This window comes from Amycolatopsis albispora (assembly GCF_003312875.1).
In the GTDB taxonomy this organism is placed as follows: Bacteria; Actinomycetota; Actinomycetes; order Mycobacteriales; family Pseudonocardiaceae; genus Amycolatopsis; species Amycolatopsis albispora.
On the sequence record NZ_CP015163.1, the window covers coordinates 1,340,019 to 1,360,926 of the forward strand.

The 20,908-nt window shown below is 69.6% G+C and carries 14 protein-coding genes; 3 read left to right on the forward strand and 11 right to left on the reverse strand.

What is annotated here, in order from left to right:
* Positions 1-14 precede the first annotated feature (14 nt).
* The 4 genes from A4R43_RS06490 to A4R43_RS06505 form a co-directional block, all read right to left on the reverse strand.
* On the reverse strand, positions 15-908 hold the full coding sequence (locus A4R43_RS06490) for an aminoglycoside phosphotransferase family protein (RefSeq protein ID WP_162788343.1): 894 nt from the start codon (positions 906-908) through the stop codon (positions 15-17).
* A gap of 94 nt (positions 909-1,002) precedes the next feature.
* The gene (locus A4R43_RS06495; RefSeq protein ID WP_113691481.1) at positions 1,003-2,613 is read right to left on the reverse strand and encodes a cellulase family glycosylhydrolase; all 1,611 of its coding nucleotides are present in this window, start codon (positions 2,611-2,613) and stop codon (positions 1,003-1,005) included.
* A 263-nt stretch (positions 2,614-2,876) separates the two neighbouring features.
* Complete coding sequence (locus tag A4R43_RS06500) at positions 2,877-5,822, reverse strand: glycoside hydrolase family 48 protein (RefSeq protein WP_113691482.1); 2,946 nt, start codon at positions 5,820-5,822, stop codon at positions 2,877-2,879.
* Positions 5,823-5,922: 100 nt separating this feature from the next.
* A complete protein-coding gene (locus A4R43_RS06505) occupies positions 5,923-7,854 on the reverse strand; it encodes a glycoside hydrolase family 9 protein (RefSeq protein ID WP_113691483.1) in 1,932 nt (643 codons plus the stop codon).
* Between the two features lie 194 nt (positions 7,855-8,048).
* Between A4R43_RS06505 and A4R43_RS06510 the strand changes: the two genes are divergently transcribed.
* On the forward strand, positions 8,049-8,597 hold the full coding sequence (locus A4R43_RS06510; RefSeq protein ID WP_113691484.1) for a hypothetical protein: 549 nt from the start codon (positions 8,049-8,051) through the stop codon (positions 8,595-8,597).
* A 38-nt stretch (positions 8,598-8,635) separates the two neighbouring features.
* Here A4R43_RS06510 and A4R43_RS06515 read toward each other — a convergent pair whose 3' ends face one another.
* Complete coding sequence (locus tag A4R43_RS06515) at positions 8,636-9,682, reverse strand: lytic polysaccharide monooxygenase auxiliary activity family 9 protein (protein ID WP_162788344.1); 1,047 nt, start codon at positions 9,680-9,682, stop codon at positions 8,636-8,638.
* Between the two features lie 348 nt (positions 9,683-10,030).
* Here A4R43_RS06515 and A4R43_RS06520 point away from each other — a divergent pair, with 348 nt between their 5' ends.
* A complete protein-coding gene (locus A4R43_RS06520) occupies positions 10,031-12,616 on the forward strand; it encodes a glycoside hydrolase family 9 protein (protein ID WP_113691486.1) in 2,586 nt (861 codons plus the stop codon).
* 317 nt (positions 12,617-12,933) lie between these two features.
* Here A4R43_RS06520 and A4R43_RS06525 read toward each other — a convergent pair whose 3' ends face one another.
* The 6 genes from A4R43_RS06525 to A4R43_RS06550 form a co-directional block, all read right to left on the reverse strand.
* A complete protein-coding gene (locus A4R43_RS06525; protein ID WP_113691487.1) occupies positions 12,934-14,025 on the reverse strand; it encodes an ABC transporter ATP-binding protein in 1,092 nt (363 codons plus the stop codon).
* On the reverse strand, positions 14,025-15,437 hold the full coding sequence (locus A4R43_RS06530; protein WP_113691488.1) for a GH1 family beta-glucosidase: 1,413 nt from the start codon (positions 15,435-15,437) through the stop codon (positions 14,025-14,027). Before A4R43_RS06530 ends, A4R43_RS06525 begins: the two co-directional genes overlap by 1 nt.
* 2 nt (positions 15,438-15,439) lie before the next feature.
* Positions 15,440-16,309 (reverse strand): carbohydrate ABC transporter permease, encoded by an 870-nt coding sequence (locus A4R43_RS06535; protein ID WP_113691489.1) that lies wholly within the window; start codon positions 16,307-16,309, stop codon positions 15,440-15,442.
* Positions 16,306-17,283, reverse strand: coding sequence for a carbohydrate ABC transporter permease (locus tag A4R43_RS06540; protein ID WP_113691490.1), 978 nt, complete (start codon positions 17,281-17,283; stop codon positions 16,306-16,308). The genes A4R43_RS06535 and A4R43_RS06540 overlap by 4 nt, the downstream gene beginning before the upstream one ends.
* 7 nt (positions 17,284-17,290) lie before the next feature.
* Positions 17,291-18,592: an ABC transporter substrate-binding protein gene (locus tag A4R43_RS06545; protein ID WP_418190809.1), complete on the reverse strand. Its 1,302-nt coding sequence runs from the start codon at positions 18,590-18,592 to the stop codon at positions 17,291-17,293.
* Between the two features lie 135 nt (positions 18,593-18,727).
* On the reverse strand, positions 18,728-19,708 hold the full coding sequence (locus A4R43_RS06550) for a LacI family DNA-binding transcriptional regulator (RefSeq protein WP_236808804.1): 981 nt from the start codon (positions 19,706-19,708) through the stop codon (positions 18,728-18,730).
* Positions 19,709-19,903: 195 nt separating this feature from the next.
* Here A4R43_RS06550 and A4R43_RS06555 point away from each other — a divergent pair, with 195 nt between their 5' ends.
* On the forward strand, positions 19,904-20,866 hold the full coding sequence (locus tag A4R43_RS06555) for a glycoside hydrolase family 6 protein (RefSeq protein ID WP_236808805.1): 963 nt from the start codon (positions 19,904-19,906) through the stop codon (positions 20,864-20,866).
* Positions 20,867-20,908 lie beyond the last annotated feature (42 nt).

Here is a 20,908-nt window from a genome sequence, read left to right on the forward strand (position 1 = left end):
GGCGCGTTCACGCCCTAGCGGGCGCCGGAGAAGGTGTCGAGCAGCAGGCGGCACCGGACCGGTTCCTCGGTGTAGCCCGCGGCCAGCCCGGTCAGCAGGTGGTCGGCCGAGCGCACCACGGTCCACGACCGGGCGAGGTCGCGGTCCAGCCCGGCCGCCACCACCAGCCGGCGGAACTGCCGCAGCACCGCGGTGCGCCCGCCGATCTCGTCGAGCCGGGTCCACAGCAGCGGCGCCACCTGGAACTCCAGCGGCCCGGCGACCGCGCGCGGGCTGATCACCAGCCACGGCGCGCGGTCGGCGGCGAGCACCTTGCGGTAGGCCAGTTCGCGGTTGACCAGGTACGGGTCGGCCAGTTCGCTCAGCTCGCCCGCCAGGTGCTCGACGCGGTCAGCCAGCGAGCGCGGGAACGGGTGCTCGGCGGCGTCCCAGCGTTCGGTGAGCGTTTCGCGGATGCCCGCGGCCACGGCGGAAACGCGGCGCAGGCCGTCCGGCGCCGGCACGGCCATGCGCCGCAACAGCCCGCCCAGCAACGGAAGCGCGCCTTCGACGTCGGCCGATCGGGCGGAGCGGCCGGGATCCGCGCGTTCGAGCAGCAGCGCGTGCTCGGCGGGTTCGCTCGCCACCAGCCGCACCGCGTCGCGACCGTCCCAGATGGACAGTGTGCGGGCTTCGCTGTCGATGTCCTCGTCCGGCCAGGAAACCTTCAGTACCAATGGTTCACCGTCGCGGCGCACTGGTTGCACCATCGCGTGGTGGCCGTGCCAGGCCGGTCCGTCGGGCACCAGGGACCACCGTTCGCGCAGCCGGTCGAAGGTTCGTGGCAGTGATTCCACCCAGTGGAGGCCGTCCGGGCCCGCACGCCGCCAAGCTCCGGAAGCCAGCAGCCCGGCGGGAACGGCGGTCATCGCGGCCATGCTACCCGCTGGCCGCGGACACGAATGTGGCTTTCGGGGCGAAAAACGCCCCGAAAGCCACATTCGTGTCCGCACTACGAGAGGATCAGGCGGCCGAGCAGGTGGCGCCGTTCAGCGCGAACGCCGCCGGGGCCGGGTTGCTGCCCGTCCACGAGCCGGTGAACCCGATCGTCACCGAGCCGCCCGCCGCGATGACCTTGTTGTAGGCCGCATTGGTCACCACCACCGACGCCCCGGTCTGCACCGGCACGCCGTGCCACAGGTTCGTGATGGTCTGCCCGCCGGTGAAGGTCCAGCCGAGCTGCCAGCCGTCGATCGCGCTGGTGCCGGTGTTGGTCAGGGTGACCTCGGCCTGGTACCCGCCGGACCACTGGCCGGTGACCCGGTAGCCGGCCGAGCAGGCACCCGCGCCCGCCGGAGCGGTGGTCACGGCGACCGTGCCCGAACGCGCCGAACGGTTGCCCGCCGCGTCGCGGGCGTAAACGGCGAAGGTGTACGCCGTGGCGGGGGAGAGGCCGGTGACCGTCGCCGCGTTCGTGCTCGACGAGACCGCCGACGCCTCGGCGGTGCCGTTGATCCGCACCACGTCGTACCCGGTCACGGCGGTGTTGTCGGTGGACGCGGCCCAGCTCAGCTGCACGCTGTTCGCGGTCACCCCGGAGGCCGTCGGTGTGCCCGGGGTGGTCGGCGCCTGGGTGTCAACGTTGTCACCACCGAAAACGGTGGCCTCCCTGGCCGTCTGCTTGATCCCGTTGGCACCGTTGAAGATCCGCTGTCCCCACGAGGTCAGCGCGGCCGGGTTGAAGCCGGTGGCCATGTCGAGGTACTCCACACCGCCGCCGTTGCCGCTCCACGACCAGCCGAGGTAGCCGAGTCGCTGCGCCTGGGTGGTGGCGAAGATGGTGTCCTCGTCGGGGTCGCCGTCGGAGTGGTTGTGCCCGAACTCGCCGACCAGGATGGGCAGCCCGGCGGCGGTGAACCGGCCGAGGTAGTCGGTGATCTCCGCGGCGGTGTCGAACACCCCGTACATGTGCACGGAGAACAGCGTGTTCTTGAGCGAGTCCGCGGCGAACACCGAGGCCGCGTTGTCGCGCATGGTGAACGACCAGTCCTGGCCCCAGTTGGGCGCGTCGACCATCAGGGTGTGCGTCAGCCCGCCCGCGCGCAGCTTCTGGATGGCGGACTTCGTCGCGTCGGTCCAGCCCGCGTACCCGGTGTTGCCCCACGGTTCGTTGCCGATGTTGACGATGACGTACTGCTCCTGGCCGATGATCGAGTTCTTCACCTCCAGCCAGTAGTTCGCCGCGGTGTCGAGCGAGACCGCGGCGGCCTGCTCGCCGTAGCCGGTGGTGTCGTGCACTTCGAGCACGCAGATGAGCCGGTTCTGCTTGCACAGGGAGACCACAGTGGACACGTCGGCGGCGTCGTTCTTGGTCCACTGGTGCCCGGAGGACAGCACCACGCGCACGGTGTTGGCACCGAGCGCCTTGATGTTGGCGAACGAACTGGTTTCGCCGCGGTACCAGGTGTGCGCGTGGTTGACCCCGCGCATCACGAACTCGGCGCCGTTGCTCTCGTACAACCGCCCGTTCTGCACGTAGAACCCGCTTGCGGGCGCCGCCGCGGTCACCGCCGGTACCGCCAGCCCGGCCATCGCCGCGAGCAACACACTCAACAACGCCAATCTCTTCCTCATGTCACACCTCTCTCACTACAGGTGGGGGCACCTGACACAACATCTGCACCAGCCGCGAGGTCGCGCCGATCACCGGACTGGGGCACGTTGGGCCGCCCAGCGGCACGACGTGCCCCAGTCCGGGGATTGGCTCAACAGCGACCTCGCCGTCGCGCCGGAGGCGCGACCAAAGACACAGGCCCGCCACCGGCGGATGGCGGGCCTGGCCTCGCGGCCGCGAACGGCGATGTAGCGGCCGCGTCCTGGGTCGTCCGGCTAGCGCGTCACGCGGTGCCGAACAACTGCACGTGGGTCGAGAACGCGGTGGCGATCTCGGCTTGTGCCCAGAACCGGTGGTAGGTCAGCGTGGGTGCGGGCCCACCGTCCAAATAGGCCTGGACCTTCGGCCACTGCGGGTCCTTGGTGTAGAAGGACCGGATGGACAGGAAGTCGGCCCCGGCGGCGATCTGGTCGCCGTTGGGCATCGTCCCGGTCCAGCCCGGCGGCACGTAGACGCCCTCGCCGCTGCTGGAGTTGTACTCGTCGTCGAACCGGTTGTAGTCGGTCCTGGTCTCCGGCACGGCGATGCCGATCTCGTCGGTGTGCGCCAGCATCGCGTCGAGCAGGCCCTCGCCCACGGTCCTGGCCTCGGCGTTGCCGGACTTGGCCGCGTAGTTCAGCAGGATCTTCGCGTACGCGGCGGCCACGCCGACGTCCTGGCTGTGGTTGAGCACGGTGACGTGCAGCCCGGAGTTCGAGCCGGGTGCCGACGGGTTCCAGGTGTCGGGCGTGCCGGTCCACTGCAGGTCGGACGGGATGGCGAACTGGCCGCCGGTGCCGATGGTGGTGTTGGCGATGGCCCACGGCACCCACTTGTCCAGGATCTTCTTGGCACGCGCGTCGCCGGTCTGCTGGTACAGCGCGGCCACCCGCTCCAGGCCCCATGCCTGGAAGCCGAACCACCGGTTGCTCGGCGGGTCGTGCCAGACGGGCTGCCAGTCGTAGTACATGCCGTAGAAGGTCGGCAGGCCGGCCGGCGGGGTGGCGTACTGGCCTTCCCAGCTGTTGGTCGCGCCACCGGCGATACCGCCTTCGGCCGACTGCAGCCACTGCAGGAACTCCAGCTGCCGGTCCAGGCTCTTGGCCCAGTCCTGCGCGCCGGTGGCCGAGGCGGGCTTGAGCGCCGGGTCGTTGGCCAGCGCGTGCGCGGCGAGCGGGTTCTGGTAGCCCTGGTGGGCCGCCCCGTCCCCGATGCGCCACGCCCAGCCTGCCGAGGTGTCGGTCGCGCCGCCCCAGGCGTAGTACCAGGACATCAGGTAGTGCTCGCTGTCCTTGCCGGTGCCCGCCGGGCAGGTGCTCGGCCCGACGCAGTTGCCGATCTTCTTGAAGTACTTGTCGAACATGGCGTACCGCAGGTAGTCGCCCATCTTCGACGCCTTCTTCACGGTGTCGGCGATCTGCGCGCCCTTGCCCTGCGCGGTGGCCCACTGGTTGGCCAGGTGCGCCACCTGCACCGCGCGCGCGTCGGCGTCCGGTGCGTTGGTGTACTTCCACTGCTTGGCGTAGCTGGCGTCCTTGGTGAACAGGTCGAGGTAGCCGTTCGGGCCGCCGTGCGCGAAGGTGTCGCACGAGGGCTGCGGAATGGTCTCCCACACCGATTCACTGGAGCCGCGCTGGTAGGTGTTCATGTACGCCGGGGCGGTGGTGCCGTCGCCGCAGCGGCCGAAGCCGTAGGTGTTGTCCACGTCGATCAGCCAGTGCATGCCGTAGATGTCGTCGGTGCCGTAGGCGGCCTTCAGCTCGGCCGCGATCGGGTCGGCCCCGACCGGTACCGCGGTGTCCAGCTGCGCCGGGTACTTGTCCATCCGCGGGTGCTCCGGCGCGTACGTCGCCGGCTTCGCCGGGTTGTACTTGTCGTTGGTGGGCTGGTCGGCCTTCGCCGGGATGATGTACTTCTCCATCGAGGCCCAGGCCGCGTTGAACGGCGCCCAGTCACCCTGCAGCTGACCGTAGGCCGCCTCCAGCCACAGGTAGTAGCTGAACGCCTCGGAGGTGGTCTGGTGCCCGTGGTCCGGGGCTTCCACCAGCAGCGTCTCCACCGAGTGGTACGGCACCAGCAGCCCGCCGAAGTTGCGGAAGTAGCCGCTGTCCGGGTCCTTGATCTTGTTGTACTGCTCGAGGAACGCCGCCTGGTAGTCCGAGGCGTCCGGGTCCAGTTCGGACACTTCGATCGGCGCCGCGGTCAGCCCGGGCGCGGTGACCGAGAAGGTCGCCGTGGCGGGGGCGCCGCCGTTGGCCGCCGAGCTGATCGTCACCGGCTGGCCGACGTTCCAGTTGGCCGTGGTGAAGGAAAGCGTGGCCGGGCTGGCGGTGAGATCGGTGCTGCCCGCCGTCCTGGCCACGGACACGGTGACCGGTCCGCTGGGCTGCACCGCCAGCTTGACGTCGACGGTGGTGGTGCCGCCCTGCTTGACGTTGACCTTCGACGGGGTGGTGACCACGGCGGGTGCGGCGAGCACCTTCACCGCCACCGGGGTGGACATCGAGGTCGCGCCCTTGTTGTCGAAGGCCTTCGCGGTCACCGAGTACTCCCCGGCGGCCGCGCCCGACCAGGTGAACTGGTACGGCGCGGTGGTGTCGGTGCCGAGCAGCTGCGTCCCGGCGTAGAACTCCACCTTCTGCACCGTGCCGTCGGTGTCGCTCGCGGTCGCTTCGAGCGGGATCTCGGCCGGTACCGCGTAGGAGGAGTTGGCGGCGGGCTTGGTCAGCTGCACACCGGGTGCCTTGTTGGCGCCGGTGCACGCCGTGCCGTTGACCGCGAAGTCGGCAGGCACCCGGTTCTGCGCGCCCTTGCTGGCGTTGAAGCCGATCTGCGCGGTGGTCCCGGCGGCGAGCGTCCGGTTCCAGTTCGCGCCGCGCACGCTCACCGCGGCCCCGGTCTGGGTGTGCGTGCCGTTCCACAGCTGGGTGATCTGCTGGCCGTCGGGAAAGGTCCAGGTGAGGTTCCAGTCGGCGATCGCGTCGGTGCCCTCGTTGCGCACGTCCACGGTGGCGCCGAAGCCGTTGCCCCACTCACTGCCCACCTTGTAGGTGACCGTGCAGGCGACTTCGGCGGCGGTGGCGGCGGGGGAGAGCCCCACCGTGGCCGCGGCACCCATCAGGGCGGCCGCGGCCAGTGCCGGGAGCGGGCGCGCGCGCCTCGGCCTGGCGAATGGTCGTGATCTCAACATGTTCCTCCTCGTCCAGCGGTCCAGCGGTAAACCGAAGGTTGGAGACCGGACCGGGGCCGCGCGCGTCAGCGGCCCCGGGCCGGGGGTTCTGGTGACCGGCTCAGCCGGCCGGGGTTTCGCCCCACACCGGCGTGCCGCCGGCGTCGGTCAGCACGACCCGCGAGGTGTTCGCCGGTTGCGCGCCGCTGCCGGACGGCAGCCCGGCGTAGGACCAGTCGTCGGCCGGGTTCCAGGTGCCCGCACTGGTGATCCGGAGCTGGATCTCCTTGCGGTGGGCGCTCTGCCCGGCCGGGGCGATCGTCGCCGGGCACGGCACTTCGACGTAGTACACGTTCCCGGCGTGCTGGATCGGCGCCGACGGCGTGCCGCACTGGTTGTAGTGGGTGGCCACGGAAAGCTGGGCGGGAGTGGTGGTGCCGTCGAGGGTGAAGTAGTAGCGGACCTTGCCGCCGGTCAGCGCCCGCGCGGGCCAGGCCGAGGTGTTCAGCACGTACATCTTCACCTCGGTGAAGTTCGTGCTCTGCTGGGTGACCGCGCCCTGCACGTACAGCTCGGGACCGTCGGGGACCTCCGGTACCGGGAAGTTCGCCAGCGGGGTGCCGCCGAACTCGTCGTACAGCTTGGCCAGCGCACCGGTGTAGGCGGCGTTGTAGTCGAGCGCGACCTCGTTCGCCACGTAGTCGCCGCGGTTGTCCACATAGGAATCGTCGGGCTGGCCGGGGCCGCCGACGAGCGCGCCGTACAGCACGTGCCGGTTCTGCGCGGGCTGCTGGAGGTTGTCGGTCCAGCTGCCGTGCGCGGTGCGGTGGTGCGGGTTGCGCGGTGAGTTCTGCCCGAAGCCGATCAGGTAGCTCGACTTCCGCGGATTGTCGCCGAGAGTGTAGTCGATCTGCCGGACGCCGAAGTCGTGGTACCGCGCCTTGCGCACCGGGTCGGTCACGTTCTCGCTGTGCACCAGCGCGGCGAACGCGGTGTTGGCGGCGTAGCGCAGCGAGCCCCAGGTGTCCAGGTGCGCCTGGCCACCGGGGGAGTAGCGCACGCGCTGGCCGTTGTGGCCCACGGTCCAGTAGTCGAGCCAGCGGTTGGCGTCGGTGAAGTAGCGCTCGCCGCCGGTCAGCTCGGCGAGCAGCACGTAGGTGCCGTAGGACTTGTCGTCCCAGGCGATCGTCCACCGGTAGGACCGTTCGCTGCTCTGCGGCTCGGTGGCCAGGTTGTCGTAGGCGGCTTCGGCCTTGGCCAGGTAGGCGGTGTCGCCGGTGGCGCGGTACAGCCAGGCCGCACCCCACACCAGCTCGTCGGCGTACCCGCTCCACGACCGGTAGAAGTTCGCCGCGTCGGTGATGCAGTCGCTGTACTTGCCGCGATGGGTGTCGGCGAACTGGTAGAGCTGCTTCGCGTGCTGGACCAGGGTGTTCGCGTACGCCGGATCGTCACCGGCGAAGACCATCGACGAAGCGGCCAGTGCCGCGGCGGCCTCGCCGGCCAGGTCCGAACCGGGGCAGCTCGCGTCGATCTTGTACGCGGGCCGCGCCATCGGCATCACCTCGGCCGGGCCCCACCAGGCGTGGTCGGGGTTCCCGCTGCCGACCTGTCCATAGAGGACGTTCGGCTCGGGATGGGCCTTGAGCAGCCAGTCGGTGCCGTGCTTCAGGTTCGCCTTCAGGTGCGGCAGCTGGCCGGAACGCTGGTACGCGGCCGGTTCCTCGACCGCGCCCCAGGCCAGCATGGTCATGCTGGCGGCGAACGGCAGGCCGAACTTCACGTGGTCACCGGCGTCGTAGAAGCCGCCGGTGAGGTCGAGACCGGCGTCCTGGCCGTCGGCGAGGCCGGAGTCACCGCGCCAGTTGACCCGGTTGCCGGGGCCGAGGACGCCGGAGCGCTGGGCGTCGTAGAACAGGATCGACTTCTGGAGCGCCTCGCCGTAGTTGAACCCCGCCGCCGGCGCCGAAACGGCGGGCGTGGCGAGTGCGGTGGTGAGCAGGACGGCGGCCGCGAACAGCGCCGGCGGGACCGGTGAGCGGCGGTGGGGCACTTGCGGCCTCCTCGTTGAGGTCTTTGGTGATCCACATTTGGGAGCGCTCCCAGAAGTGTAGGCCGGACCGGCGGCGTTTGGGAAGAGTGGTGTGACCACCGGTGTACGAAGCGTTGTCCCCCAGGCGATCGCGGGCTACGGTGAATGAGCTGGCGCGAACTGGAAGCGCTCCCAAAACCAGTCTTGGAGGCCGCATGTACCGGGTCGGTGCCGCCGTGCTCGTCGCGCTGGGTGTGCTCACCGGGTGTACCGCGGACGGTGAACAGCAGCCGCGTGCCGAACGCGGTTCGGCCGCGCTGACCGAGCGGCTGGACACGATGGACCAGGTGATCGGCTGGGTCGAGGAGAAAGCCGGTGAATGCGAGCGCGTGGTCCGGGAAAAGCCCGCGGATCTGCGTGCCTTCGTCGGTTCCGATATCGCCGCGCTCTACGAGCCCTATGTCACCGAATGGGCCACGTGCGCGGTCTCGGCCGAATACCCGAAGGTCGGCCTGCTGTTGTTCGGCGGTGATCGGCAAATCGAGTTCCAGCGGTCCTGGCGGCAGGCGATGACCGAAGGGAAGATCGGGGACGGGCCCACCTTCGCCTTCGGCAACGGATTCGCGGTTTCGGCCGGTTTCCTCGGCGTCAGCGCGCTGGACCTGTACTACTTCCGTTGCGACTACCACGACGAGCGGGTGCCGCGGGTGCCCGCCGACGTGGACGGCTGCGTCTACGCCGACCCCGAGCACGGGCATCACTGAGGCCGCCGCCTCAGTGTTGCCGGTGTTACCGGGTGGGGTTACGGGCTCTGGCAGGTGATCGCGGGCACCGCCGGAGCACTGCCCGGCGAGTTCACCGAAAGCCCGAACTTCGTGGTGCCGCCCGCCGCCAGCGCGGCGTTCCAGTCCACGTTGCGCACGGTCACCTGATCACCCGACTGCGTCTGGGTGCCGTTCCAGACGCTGTTGATCGTCTGCCCGGTGGGCAGCGTCCAGTTCGCCCGCCAGCCCGAAAGCGGGGCGGTACCGGCGTTCTTCACGGTGACCTCGGCCTGGTGCCCGCCGTTCCAGGTGCTGGTGACCGCGTACTCGGCCGTGCAGCTGCCGGCCGGGGTGCCCGGGCCGCCGGGGCTGCCGGTGGCGTCCTTGACCCCGGTGACCTCGCCGTTCCCGCCGTCGAAGGTGACGTCGGAGCAGCCGTAGAAGGTCTCCGCGCTGTCCGAGCGCTTCCACACCGAGTAGATGATGTGGCGCCCGCTCTTGCCCGACGGCAGCGCGCCGGACCACTTGTACTGCCCTTCCACGCTGCCCACCGCGCCGGTGACCTGCGGGTGGTCCACGGTCAGGAACGGCTGCTCCTCCAGGTCGTCCCAGCGCAGCGGGGCGTCGGGATTCCAGCCGTTCTTGGTCACGTAGAGGTAGAACCAGCCGGGATGCGCGGCCCAGGCGTTGTAGGAGAAGTTGAAGTTGGCGCCCGAGGTCAGATGCGTCAGCGGCCAGTTCCCGGTCCCGTTGAAGCCGGCGAAGCTCGGGTTGCCGCCCGAGCACAGCTGGCCGTCCGGGATGAAGCCGCGGGTGCGGCCGGCCCCGTCCGACCGGAGCACGGAGAACCAGTTGTAGAGCGAATTCGCGCCGCTCTGGTTCACCGCCGCCGAACACGCGGGATTGACCGGCACGATATTGCCCTGCGGGGTGAGCCCGTCCTGCCAGCAGAGGAAGGTCCGGCTGCCCGCTTTCATCAGCGCGCCGTGTGCCGACGCGCCGGGCGCGCCGAGCACCATGGTGAGCAATCCCGCCACCAGAGCGGTGGCGGCGGCGAGTGCGGTACCCGCCCTTTTCTTTGTCACTCTTCGCTTCCTTTCTTTCCTGCATCTCCGCGTGCCCGAGCGCGCGCGGGGAAATCCGTGTGGAAGCGCTCCCAAGTGGAGGAAAACCATAGCGCGGCCGCACCGGCCGGGGGAATAGCGGTAGCGGTGGGCCCGCCCGATTTGTCCAGCGAGCTGGGCCAAAGGGGTGACCGGTCCGCCAGGCGGGGGACACGGACCGTCCCGGTGGTCGGTCCATCTTCCCAAACCGCGCGCCCCGCGGGTACCTTCTGGGAGCGCTCCTAGTCGCCGTTTCCCGAGGTCAACGCTCGGTCCAAGCTGGAATTACGGCGGCCATCCACCCTTTCTCGCCAGAAGGAGATCCATTCGATGGGGAACAGAGCACGATGGCGTGCGCTGACCGCCACCGGCGCGCTGCTCGGCGCCGGTCTGCTGGCGCTGCCGCCGGCCGCGGCGGCGGCCGAATACGAACGCGTGGTCAACGGGGATTTCGCCAGCGGTGAGGTCAATCCGTGGTGGAACGGCGCGGGCACCACCGGCTCGGTGGTCGGCGGCGAGTTCTGCACGGAGGTCACCGGTGGCACGGTCAACGGCTACGACGCGCTCGTCGGCCAGAACGGCGTCGCCTTCGAAGCCGGGCAGCCCTACACGCTGAAGTTCGACGCGCGGGCGGCCACCCCGCAGCCGATCTCCGCGGTGGCGGGGGAGGCGGTCGACCCGTACCGGCAGATCGCCAGGACCGAGGTGCAGCTCACCACCGAACCGCAGAGCTTCACCTACACCTTCGACTCCACTTTGGACTTCCCGACCGCGGGGAACGGGCAGCTCGCCTTCTGGTTCGGCGGCCAGTCCTTCGACAACACGATCTGCGTGGACAACGTGTCACTGGTCGGCGGGGTGAAACCACCGCCGGGCCTGGAACCGGCCGCGCCGGTGCGCGTCAACCAGACCGGCTACCTTCCCGGCCTGCCCAAGCGCGCCAGCGTGGCGAACGAATCGACCACGCCGGTGCCGTGGACGCTGAAGAACGCGGCGGGCACGGCGGTGGCGAGCGGGCAGAGCACGCCGAAGGGGCTGGACCCGAACTCCGGGGAGCACGTGCACCTGGTCGACTTCTCGGCCTACGAAACCGTGGGCACCGGCTACACGCTCACCGTCGGCGCGGACACCAGCCACCCGTTCGACATCTCGCCGGACGTGCTGAAGGACCTGCGGTACGACTCGCTCGCGTTCTTCTACCACCAGCGCAGCGGCACGCCGATCGAGGCGGAATACGCCGGTGCCGAGCACGCGCGGCCCGCCGGGCACCTGAACGTCGCGCCGAACCAGGGTGACCACGACGTGCCGTGCCTGGCCGGGGTCGACTGCGGGTACACGCTGGACGTGCCCGGCGGCTGGTACGACGCGGGCGACCACGGGAAGTACGTGGTCAACGGCGGGATCTCGGCGTGGCAGCTGCTCAACGAATACGAGCGGGCGCTGCGCGTCGGCGACGCTTCCGCACTGGGTGACGGCAAGCTGGCCATTCCGGAGCGCGGCAACGGCGTGCCGGACATTCTCGACGAAGCGAAGTGGGAGGTCGACTTCCTGCTGAAGATGCAGGTGCCGGACGGCAGGCCGCTGGCGGGCATGGCGCACCACAAGATCCACGACGCGCAGTGGACCGGGTTGCCCATGCTGCCGCACCTCGACCCGCAGGTGCGTCGCCTGTCGGCACCCAGCACCGCGGCGACGCTGAACCTGGCCGCGGTGGCGGCGCAGGCGGCGAGGCTGTGGAAGGAGATCGACCCGGCTTTCTCCGCACAGGCGCTGGCCGCGGCGGAGAAGGCGTACCAGGCCGCGCGGGCCAACCCGGCCAAGCTCGCCGACCCGAACGACGGAACCGGCGGTGGCGCCTACAGCGACGGCACGGTGACCGACGAGTTCTACTGGGCGGCCGCGGAACTCTTCGCCACCACCGGCGGGAGCGGCTACCGGGCGGACCTGACCGGCTCGCCGCTGTACAAGGGCGCGAGCTTCAACGCACGCGGGTTCGACTGGGGCTCGACGGGCGCGCTCGGCGACATCACGCTCGCGCTGGTGCCGACCGCGCTGCCCGCAGCGGATGTCGCGGCGATCCGACAGGCGATCACCACCACGGCGGACGGGCACCTGGCGCAGATGGCCGCGCAGGGGCACCCGGCGCCGTACCGCACGCAGGACGGTTCGTACGAATGGGGTTCGAACGGGCTGATCGCGAACAACGGCGTGGTGCTGGCGCTGGCGTACGACTTCACCAAGCAGGCGAAGTACCGTGAGGGCGCGTTCGGCGTGATGGACTACCTGCTCGGGCGGAACCCGGTGAACTATTCGTACGTTTCGGGGTGGGGCGAGCAGCCGGTGCGGAACGTGCACCACCGGCACTGGGCGAACCAGCTCGACCCGTCGCTGCCGATCGCGCCGGCGGGCGCGCTTTCGGGCGGGCCGAACAGCGCGCTCCAGGACCCGATCTCGGCGGGGTTGCTGAAGGGCTGCCCGGCGCAGCGGTGCTTCGTCGACCACATCGAGGCGTACTCGGTGAACGAGGTGACGGTCAACTGGAACTCGGCGCTGGCGTGGCTGGCGAACTGGGCGGCGGAGAAGTCCACAGTGGATACTCCTCCGGCGGCTTGCTCGGTGAGTTACCAGGCGAACGGCTGGAACTCGGGGCTGTCGGCTTCGGTGGTGTTGAAGAACACCAGCGCGGTGGCGTGGAACGGGTGGACGCTGAAGTTCGCGTTCAGCGGGAACCAGCAGCTGCAGCACGGGTGGTCGGCGACCTGGTCGCAGCAGGGCGCGGAGGTGACGGCGGTGAACCTGCCGTGGAACGCGTCGGTGGCGCCCGGGGCGTCGGTGACGATCGGGTTCAACGCTTCGAGCCCCGGCCCGGCAACGGCACCGGCGAGCTTCAGCGTGAACGGCTCGACGTGTAAGTAGGAGGACAGGGGATGGCATCCCGGATTTCTGGGATGCCATCCCGGTTTTTCAGTGTGACTACGGCGAAGGCCAGCTTGTCAAGGCTGGGAAGCGTACCTTGACAAGCTGGCCTTCGCCGTGTTCTGGGCTGTGGACCGGGATGGGGGAGGTGGGGATGGGTGGGTGGCTGAGTGCCGTTGCCGGGTGCCGGTTTGCGCCCGGCCTGCCCTCGGGTGTCACGAATGTGGCTTTCGAGACGTCAGGCGTCCCGAAAGCCACATTCGTGACACGTGTGCTGAGGATGGGGTCGGGTGGCTGAGCATGAGCCGCCCCCGGGCTCAGCGGGTCAGGCGTTCTCCGGTGACCGGGTGGAAGAGGTGCAGTTCGTCTGGGTCTCGGACGGCGATGCGCAGGGACTTGCCCATCGAAGGGGCCAGTCGCCCGTCGATGCGGAGGACGAGTGACTCGTCTTCCGGGGTGGTCCCGTGCACGAGTGCGTCGGCGCCGAGTTCCTCCACCAGGTCCACGGTCAGCTTGATCGCGTCATCGCCCGCCCCGGTGACGCGCAGCGCCTCCGGCCGCACGCCGACGGTGACCTCCGACAGACCCGCCCACTTCGCGTCCCGCAGGTGGTCTCGCCGCAGCGGGACGGCATACGAACCGATCCGCACCCCGCCCTCGGCGACCGGCACGGTCAGCAGGTTCATCGACGGCGACCCGATGAATCCCGCCACGAAGGCGTTCGCCGGGTGGTCGTACAGTTCCCGCGGGGTGTCGCACTGCTGCAGCAGGCCGTCCTTGAGCACCGCCACCCGGTGCCCCATGGTCATCGCCTCGACCTGGTCGTGCGTGACGTACACCGTCGTCGTGCCCAGCCGCCGTTGCAGCGCGGCGATGTTCGCCCGCGTCTCCACCCGCAGCTTGGCGTCCAAATTGGACAGTGGCTCGTCCATCAGGAACACCGACGGCTCCCGCACGATCGCCCGCCCCATCGCCACCCGCTGCCGCTGACCGCCGGACAGCGCCTTCGGCTTGCGGTCCAGGTACGGCTCCAGATCCAGCAGCCGCGCCGCGGTGAGCACGCGCTCCTTGATCTCGGCCTTCGGCGTCCGCCGCAGCTTCAGCGCGAAACCCATGTTCTCGCCGACGGACATGTGCGGGTACAGCGCGTAGTTCTGGAACACCATCGCGATGTCGCGGTCCCGCGAGGGGATCGACGTGACGTCCTGCGCGCCGATCCGCACGCTGCCTTCGTCGATCTCCTCGAGCCCGGCGAGCATGCGCAGCGCGGTCGACTTGCCCGAACCGGACGGGCCGACCAGCACCAGGAACTCGCCGTCGGCCACCTCCAGGTCGAGCTGGTCCACCGCGCGCACCGGCGGCTTCCCCGGGTAGACGCGGCTCGCCGCGTGATAGGTCACCGCCGCCATCAGGAGACCCCGTCCGTGCGCAGGCCGTTGTCGCGGATGATCTCCGAGTAGCGCCGCGCGCTCAGCTTCGGCGTGCGCCGCTGCGTCGCGTAGTCCACGTGCACGAGCCCGAACCGCTTCGCGTACCCCTCGGCCCACTCGAAGTTGTCCAGCAGCGACCAGTAGAAGTAACCCCGCAGGTCCACCCCGCGGTCGATCGCCTCGTGCGCGGCGGCCAGGTGCGACTCCAGGAACGCCACGCGGTCGCGGTCCTCGATGCTGCCGTCCGGCGTCAGCTGGTCCGGGTAGGCAGCGCCGTTTTCGGTGACGTACAACGGCATTCGCGGGTACTTCCGGTGCAGGTCGACCAGCAGCGAGGTCAGCTCGCCGGGATTGGTCTCCCAGCCGGAGTCGGTCAGCGGCAGCCCGCGGCGCGGGAAGCTCGCGTACTCCACGCCCACCCATTCCGAGGGCAGGCCGGAGCTTTCGTCCGAATGCCCCGACACGTGGTGGTCGCGGTAGTAGTTCACGCCGAGCATGTCGATCGGCGCGGCGATGGTGCTCAGGTCACCGTCCTTGATCACCTCGCTGATCCCGTACGGCGCCAGGTCGTCGAGCACGTCGAGCGGGTAACGCGCCTGCAGGATGGGCTCCAGGAAGATCCGGTTCTGCACCCCGTCCACCCGCCGTGCGGCCTCCACGTCGGCCATGTCGTCCGGGTTCGCCGCGTGCACCGGGAACAGGTTGAGCGTGATGCCGGCCGACGACCGGCCGTGCGAGCGGATCACCCCGACGGCGAGGCCGTGCGCGAGCATCAGGTGGTGCGCGGAGGCGACCGCGGCGTCCGGCTCGGTCCGGCCGGGCGCGTGCCTGCCGCTGCCGTACCCGGCGAAGGCCGAGCACCACGGCTCGTTCAGCGTGGTCCAGGTGTCCACCCGGTCACCGAGCGCGGCCAGCACCGTCTCGGTGTACTCGGCGAAGCGGTGGGCGGTGTCGCGGTTGGCCCAGCCGCCCTTGTCCTCCAGCGACTGCGGCAGGTCCCAGTGGTACAGCGTGGGCCACGGGGTGATGCCGTGTTCGAGCAGGGTGTCCACCAGGCGCCGGTAGAAGTCGAGCCCGGCGCGGTTCGGGCGGGCGGGGTCGGTGCCGATGCGCGGCCACGCCAGCGAGAACCGGTACGCGCCGAGGCCGAGTTCGGCCATCAACCGCACGTCCTTGGTCATCAGCCGGTAGTGGTCGGCGGCCGGGTCGCCGGTGTCCCCGTTGCGCACCGCGCCCGGCCTGGCGCAGAAGGTGTCCCAAATGGACGGAACCCGCCCGTCCGCGGTGGTGGATCCCTCCACCTGGAACGAGGCCGTCGCCGCGCCCCAGAGGAACTTCTCCGGGAACCGCAGCTCCGGTTCGGTGGCGAGTTCCTGAGGAATAGTCGACATTTTCACCCTTTCACAGCGCCTTGCATGATGCCGGCCACGATCTGGCGGCCCAGCAGGAGGAAGACGATCAAGATGGGGATGGTCGCCAGCGTGGTCCCGGCGAGCACCAGTGAGTAGTTGGTGTAGTACCCGCTCTGCAGCTGCTCCAGGGCGAGCTGGACGGTGGGGTTTCCGGCGTCCAGCACGATCAGCGGCCAGAGGAAGTCGTTCCACGAGGTCATGAAGGTGAACATGGCCAGCACCGCGGCCGCCGGGCGGACCGCGGGCAGGCAGACGTGCCAGAAGATGCGGATCATGCTGCACCCGTCCACCCGCGCCGCCTCGATCAGCTCGTACGGCACGGCGTCCACTGTGTACTGGCGCATCCAGAACACGCCGAACGCGGTGACCAGGTTCGGCACGATCACCGCCTGCAGCCCGCCGGCCCAGCCCAGCTCGGACATCGCGATGAACAGCGGGATCACGCCGAGCTGCGTCGGCACCGCCAGGGTCACCACGATGAACACGAACAGCGGGTCGCGGCCGCGGAAGCGCAGCTTGGCGAAGGCGAACCCGGCCAGCGAGGAGAACAGCACGGTGGTCAGGGTGACGGAGGTGGCCACCAGGATGCTGTTGCCCATCGACTTCCAGAACGCCACCGAGTCGAACACTTCGGCCGCGTTGGCGAAGAAGTTCCCGCCGGGCAGCAGCGGCGGCACCCGTTCGGTGAGCATCCCGCTGTCCCGGCTGGCCACCAGGAACGACCAGTAGAACGGGAACAGCGAGCCCAGCACAAAAACCGCGAGCGTGGCGTAGACGAAGAAGTTCGGCCTGCCCAGCTTGGCCACCTTGGCCGTCTTGGGCCGGGGACCGGATCGCACGGCCAGCGTCATCGACGTCCTCCTTCGGTGGCTGCCAGCCGCCGGGTGATCAGGAAGTTCACCAGCGCGATCACCACGATGAGCAGGAACAGCACCCAGGCGATGGCCGAGGCGTAGCCGAGGTCGAAGTTCTCGAAGCCCTGCTGGTACATGTAGAGCGTCACGGTCTGGAACTGGTTGCTGGAACCGCCGTTGTTCGAGCCCTGGCCGACGTCGAACAGCTTGGGCTCGGTGAAGATCTGCAGGCCGCCGATGGTCGAGGTGATCACCACGAAGATCAGCGTGGGGCGCAGCAGCGGCAGCGTGACGCTGAAGAACCGGCGCACCGGCCCCGCGCCGTCGACCACCGCGGCCTCGTTGATCTCCTTCGGGATGGCCTGCATCGCGGCGAGCACGATCAGCGCGTTGTAGCCGGTCCAGCGCCAGTTCACCATCACCGCGATGGCCACGTGACTGGACAGCGTGCCAGCCTGCCAGTCGATCCGGTCGATGCCGGCCATCTCCAGGATCGAGTTCAGCAGGCCGTACTGGTTGCCGAACAGGTTGGCGAAGATGATGCCGATGGCGACCAGGCTGGCCGCGTACGGGATCAGGATGCCGATCCGCCAGCCCGTCGGGCCGCGCAGCCGGGTGTTCAGCAGGGCGGCCAGCAGCACCGCGATGACGATCTGCGGGCCGCTGGAGAGCACGAAGATGGACAGCGTGTTGCCGACGGCGTTCCAGAACTGGCCGTCGCCGAAGAGCTGGACGTAGTTTTCGAAGCCGACGAACGGGGGATCGTCGTCACCGATCTCCCAGTCGTAGAGCGAAACGTAGGCGGTGTAGAGCAGCGGGAACAGGCCCACCAGCCCGAACACCACGAAGAACGGGGCGATGTAGGCGTACGGCGAGAACTTGACGTCCCATTTGGACAGTCGCTGCCGGAAGCTCGGCCGCGGCGGGACGGCCGGAGGCGCGTCCCGCCGCGGTGCCTGCACAACGGTCATCTGTGCGTTACCCGACGATCTTCTTGGCGCCGTCGACCAGTTGCTGCCAGCCCTGCGCCGGCGCGGTGCCCTGCTCCACCGCCTGCAGCGCGGGCGCGGTCACGTTCTCCTGGATCTGGCCGTCACCGGGTCCCTTGTACTGCGGCTGCGCGATCTTGCGAGCCTGCGCGGCGAACAGCTCACCGATCCGGGGCTCACCGGCGAAGAACGGCTCGGTCTGCGCGGCCAGCCGCGGCGACTCCAGCGCCTTGACCTGGCTGGGGAAGGTGCCCTTGGCCTCGAAGGCCCGCAGCTGCTGCTCGGGTGCGGTCAGCCAGGCGGCCAGCTCGGCGGCCTCCTTCGGGTGCTTGGACTGCGTCGGCACGCTCAGGTAGGACCCGCCCCAGTTCCCGCCGCCACCGGGGAAGGCGTCGGTGACCGCCCACTTGCCCGCGTTCTCCGGGCCGCTCTGCTCCTTGATCACGCCGATCATCCAGGCCGGGCAGGCCTTGGTGGCGAACGCGCCCTGCTTGAAGCCGCTGTTCCACTCGTTGCTGAACGCGGTCAGCTTCGCCGACTGGCCCTGCGCCACGGCCGCGGTGACCTGGTCCCATGCCTTCTTGATGCCGGGGTTGTTCTCCAGGGTCAGCTTGTCGTTGCGGTCGAGGTAGCCGACCTCCTGCTGGTTGACCATGGCGTTGAAGTTCTGCGCCGCCGAGTCGAACCACGGCTTGCCACCGGATTTCTGCACGTACTCCTGGCCGGCCTGGAAGTAGGACTCCCAGGTGGCGAACAGCGCCTTGACGCTCTGCGGGTCGGACGGCATGTTCGCCGCCTCCAGCAGGTCCTTGCGGTAGCACATGGCCAGCGGGCCGCTGTCGGTGCCGTAGCCGATCAGCTTGCCGTCCTTGCTCTTGGCCGCTTCGTACTTCCAGGGCAGCCAGCGGTCGGCGCCGGCGTCGGCCGGGCCGATCTGGGTGAGGTCGTTGAACCGGGCGGCCTTGTCCAGCACGTTGGACAGGTGGCCCTCCTCGATCGCCTCGATGTCGGCGAGGCCGGAGCCCGCGCCGAGCTTGGCGATCAGGTTCTGGTGGTGCGGCCCGGCTTTGCCGGTCTTGCGCTCGGTGACCTTGATGTTCGGGTGGTTCGCCTGGTACTCCCGCAGCAACTCCTCGTAACCGAATTCGCCGAAGGTGGCGATCGTCAGTTCGATCGGCCCGCCTGAATCCGCCGGTTCGCCACTGCCGGACGAACCGCACGCGCCGGCCAGCAGGGCCGCCGTCGCCAGGATCGTCGTCAGGGTGAGTGTTCTTCTTGGCCGGTTTCGCACTTGTGCCCCTATTTCCGGATGGGTCTCGTGGCAGAGCGCGCCGAATGGGAGCGCTCCCAGTGCAGGCGAGTGTGTCCCCGGTCTCCTCGGGTGTCAAGAATCCGTGTCTGGAGTGTTACCGCGCGGGCGCGCGGGTCAGGCGGATTCGCGCGTGACCAGCTCGGTGGGCAGGATGACCGGGCTGAGCGTGGTTTCCGGGTCGCGGATCTGGGCGATCAGCAGTTTGGCCAGCTCACGGCCCATCTGGCCGACCGGCTGGGCGACGCTGGTGAGCATCGGGTCGACGTTGCGCGCGATGTCGGAGTCGTCGAAGCCGATCACCGCCACGTCGTCGGGCACGCGCCTGCCCGCGGTGCGCAGCGCTCGCAGCGCGCCCGCCGCCATCAGGTCGCTCGCCGCGAACACCGCGTCGAGCTGCGGGTCCTTTTCCAACAGCTCCCGCATCGCGGCTTCACCACTGGCCTGGCCGAAGTCGCCCTGGGCGACCAGGCGCGCGCCACCGCGGCGGCCACGCAGCGCCGAGCGGTACCCGCTGAGGCGGTCGATGCCCGCGGCCATGTCCTGCGGGCCGGTGATGGTGGCGATGCGCCGCCTGCCCTGCTGGTAGAGGTACTCGGTGGCGGCCTTGGCGCCGGAGAGGTTGTCCGCGTCGACGTAGGGCACGGCGCCGATGTCCGACATCGGCCTGCCGTTGAGCGCGACCGGCGCGCCGGCGGCGACCAGGTTGCGGGGGAGCGGGTCGTCTCCGTGCAGCGAGATCAGCGCGACCCCGTCGACGTGTCCGTTGCGCACCAATTGTTCCACCCGATCGTGTTGCCGGGCGGTGCTCGCCATCATCAGCTGCAGCTGCAGCGGGGTGGTGGACAGCTCCTGGCTCAGCCCGCGCACCAGGCTGCCGAAGAACGGCTCGCCGAACACGCGTGCCTCGGATTCGGAGACCACCAGCAGCACCGTGTCGCTGCGGCGGGTGACCAGGCTGCGCGCGGCCTGGTTGGGCACGTAACCCAGCTTCTGGATGGCTTCCTGGACGGCCTTGAGCGCGCGCGGGCTCACCTCGAGCGAGCCGTTCACCACCCGGGAGACGGTGCCACGGGACACGCCGGCCTCCACCGCCACCTGTTCCAGGGTGGGGCGCCCGCTCGTCCGGGCCCGACCAGTACTCGTCATTGTGCGACTCCCCGACTCCACTTGGCTTCCCGCTGCTGTCCCGCATGATACTGGGAACCCTCCCAGCCCGGCCCGGCTTGACACCGCGCGCGACGAGCGCCACACTGAGACGGCTTTGGGAGCGCTCCCATCCAGAATCCGCCGATGTACTCGGAGGTACGGATGGTGATCAGCAAGCGGTTCGCCGCGGCGGGCGCGGTGGTGTGCGCCCTCGCGGTGGCGGTGCCCGGTGGCTCCGGCCACGCGGCCGAATCAGCGTTCTATGTGGACCCGGCGACCAACGCGGCCCAGTGGGTGGCGGCCAATCCCGGTGATTCCAGAACGCCGGTCATCCGGGACCGGATCGCGAGCGTTCCCCAGGCGCGGTGGTTCACCACCACCAACACGGGCACGGTGCGGTCCCAGGTGGACGGTTTCGTCGGCGCGGCAGCGGCGGCGGGCAAGGTCCCCATCCTGGTGGTCTACAACGTGCCGAACCGGGACTGCGGCGGCGCGAGTGGTGGCGGTGCGCCGTCGCACCCGGCTTACCGGCAGTGGGTCGACGAGGTGGCGGCCGGGCTGGCCGGCCGTCCGGCGGCGATCGTGCTGGAACCGGACGTGCTGCCGTTGATGACCAACTGCCAGACCCCGGCGCAGCAGGCCGAGACCAGCGCGTCGATGGCTTATGCCGGGAAGAAGCTGAAAGCGGGTTCCGCGCAGGCGAAGGTCTACTTCGACATCGGGCATTCGGCGTGGCTTTCGCCCGGTGAAGCGGCCGCGCGACTGAAAGCCGCGGACATTTCCGGGAGTGCCGACGGGATTTCCACGAATGTGTCGAACTACCGCACCAGTGCGGACGAGATCAATTTCGCGAAGTCCGTTCTCGGCGCGGTCGGCGACGGCCGCCTGCGCGCGGTGATCGACACTTCCCGCAACGGCAACGGGCCCGCCGGCAGTGAATGGTGTGATCCGCCGGGACGCGCCATCGGCACGCCGAGCACCACCGAAACCGGGGACGCCCAGATCGCCGCGTTCCTGTGGGTCAAGCTGCCCGGTGAGGCCGACGGCTGCATCGCGCCGGCCGGCCAGTTCGTCCCGCAGCGGGCCTACGAATTGGCCACCGGCTGACCCGGCCACCGTTGGTTCCCCGGTCGCGATTCGCCTGCCGCA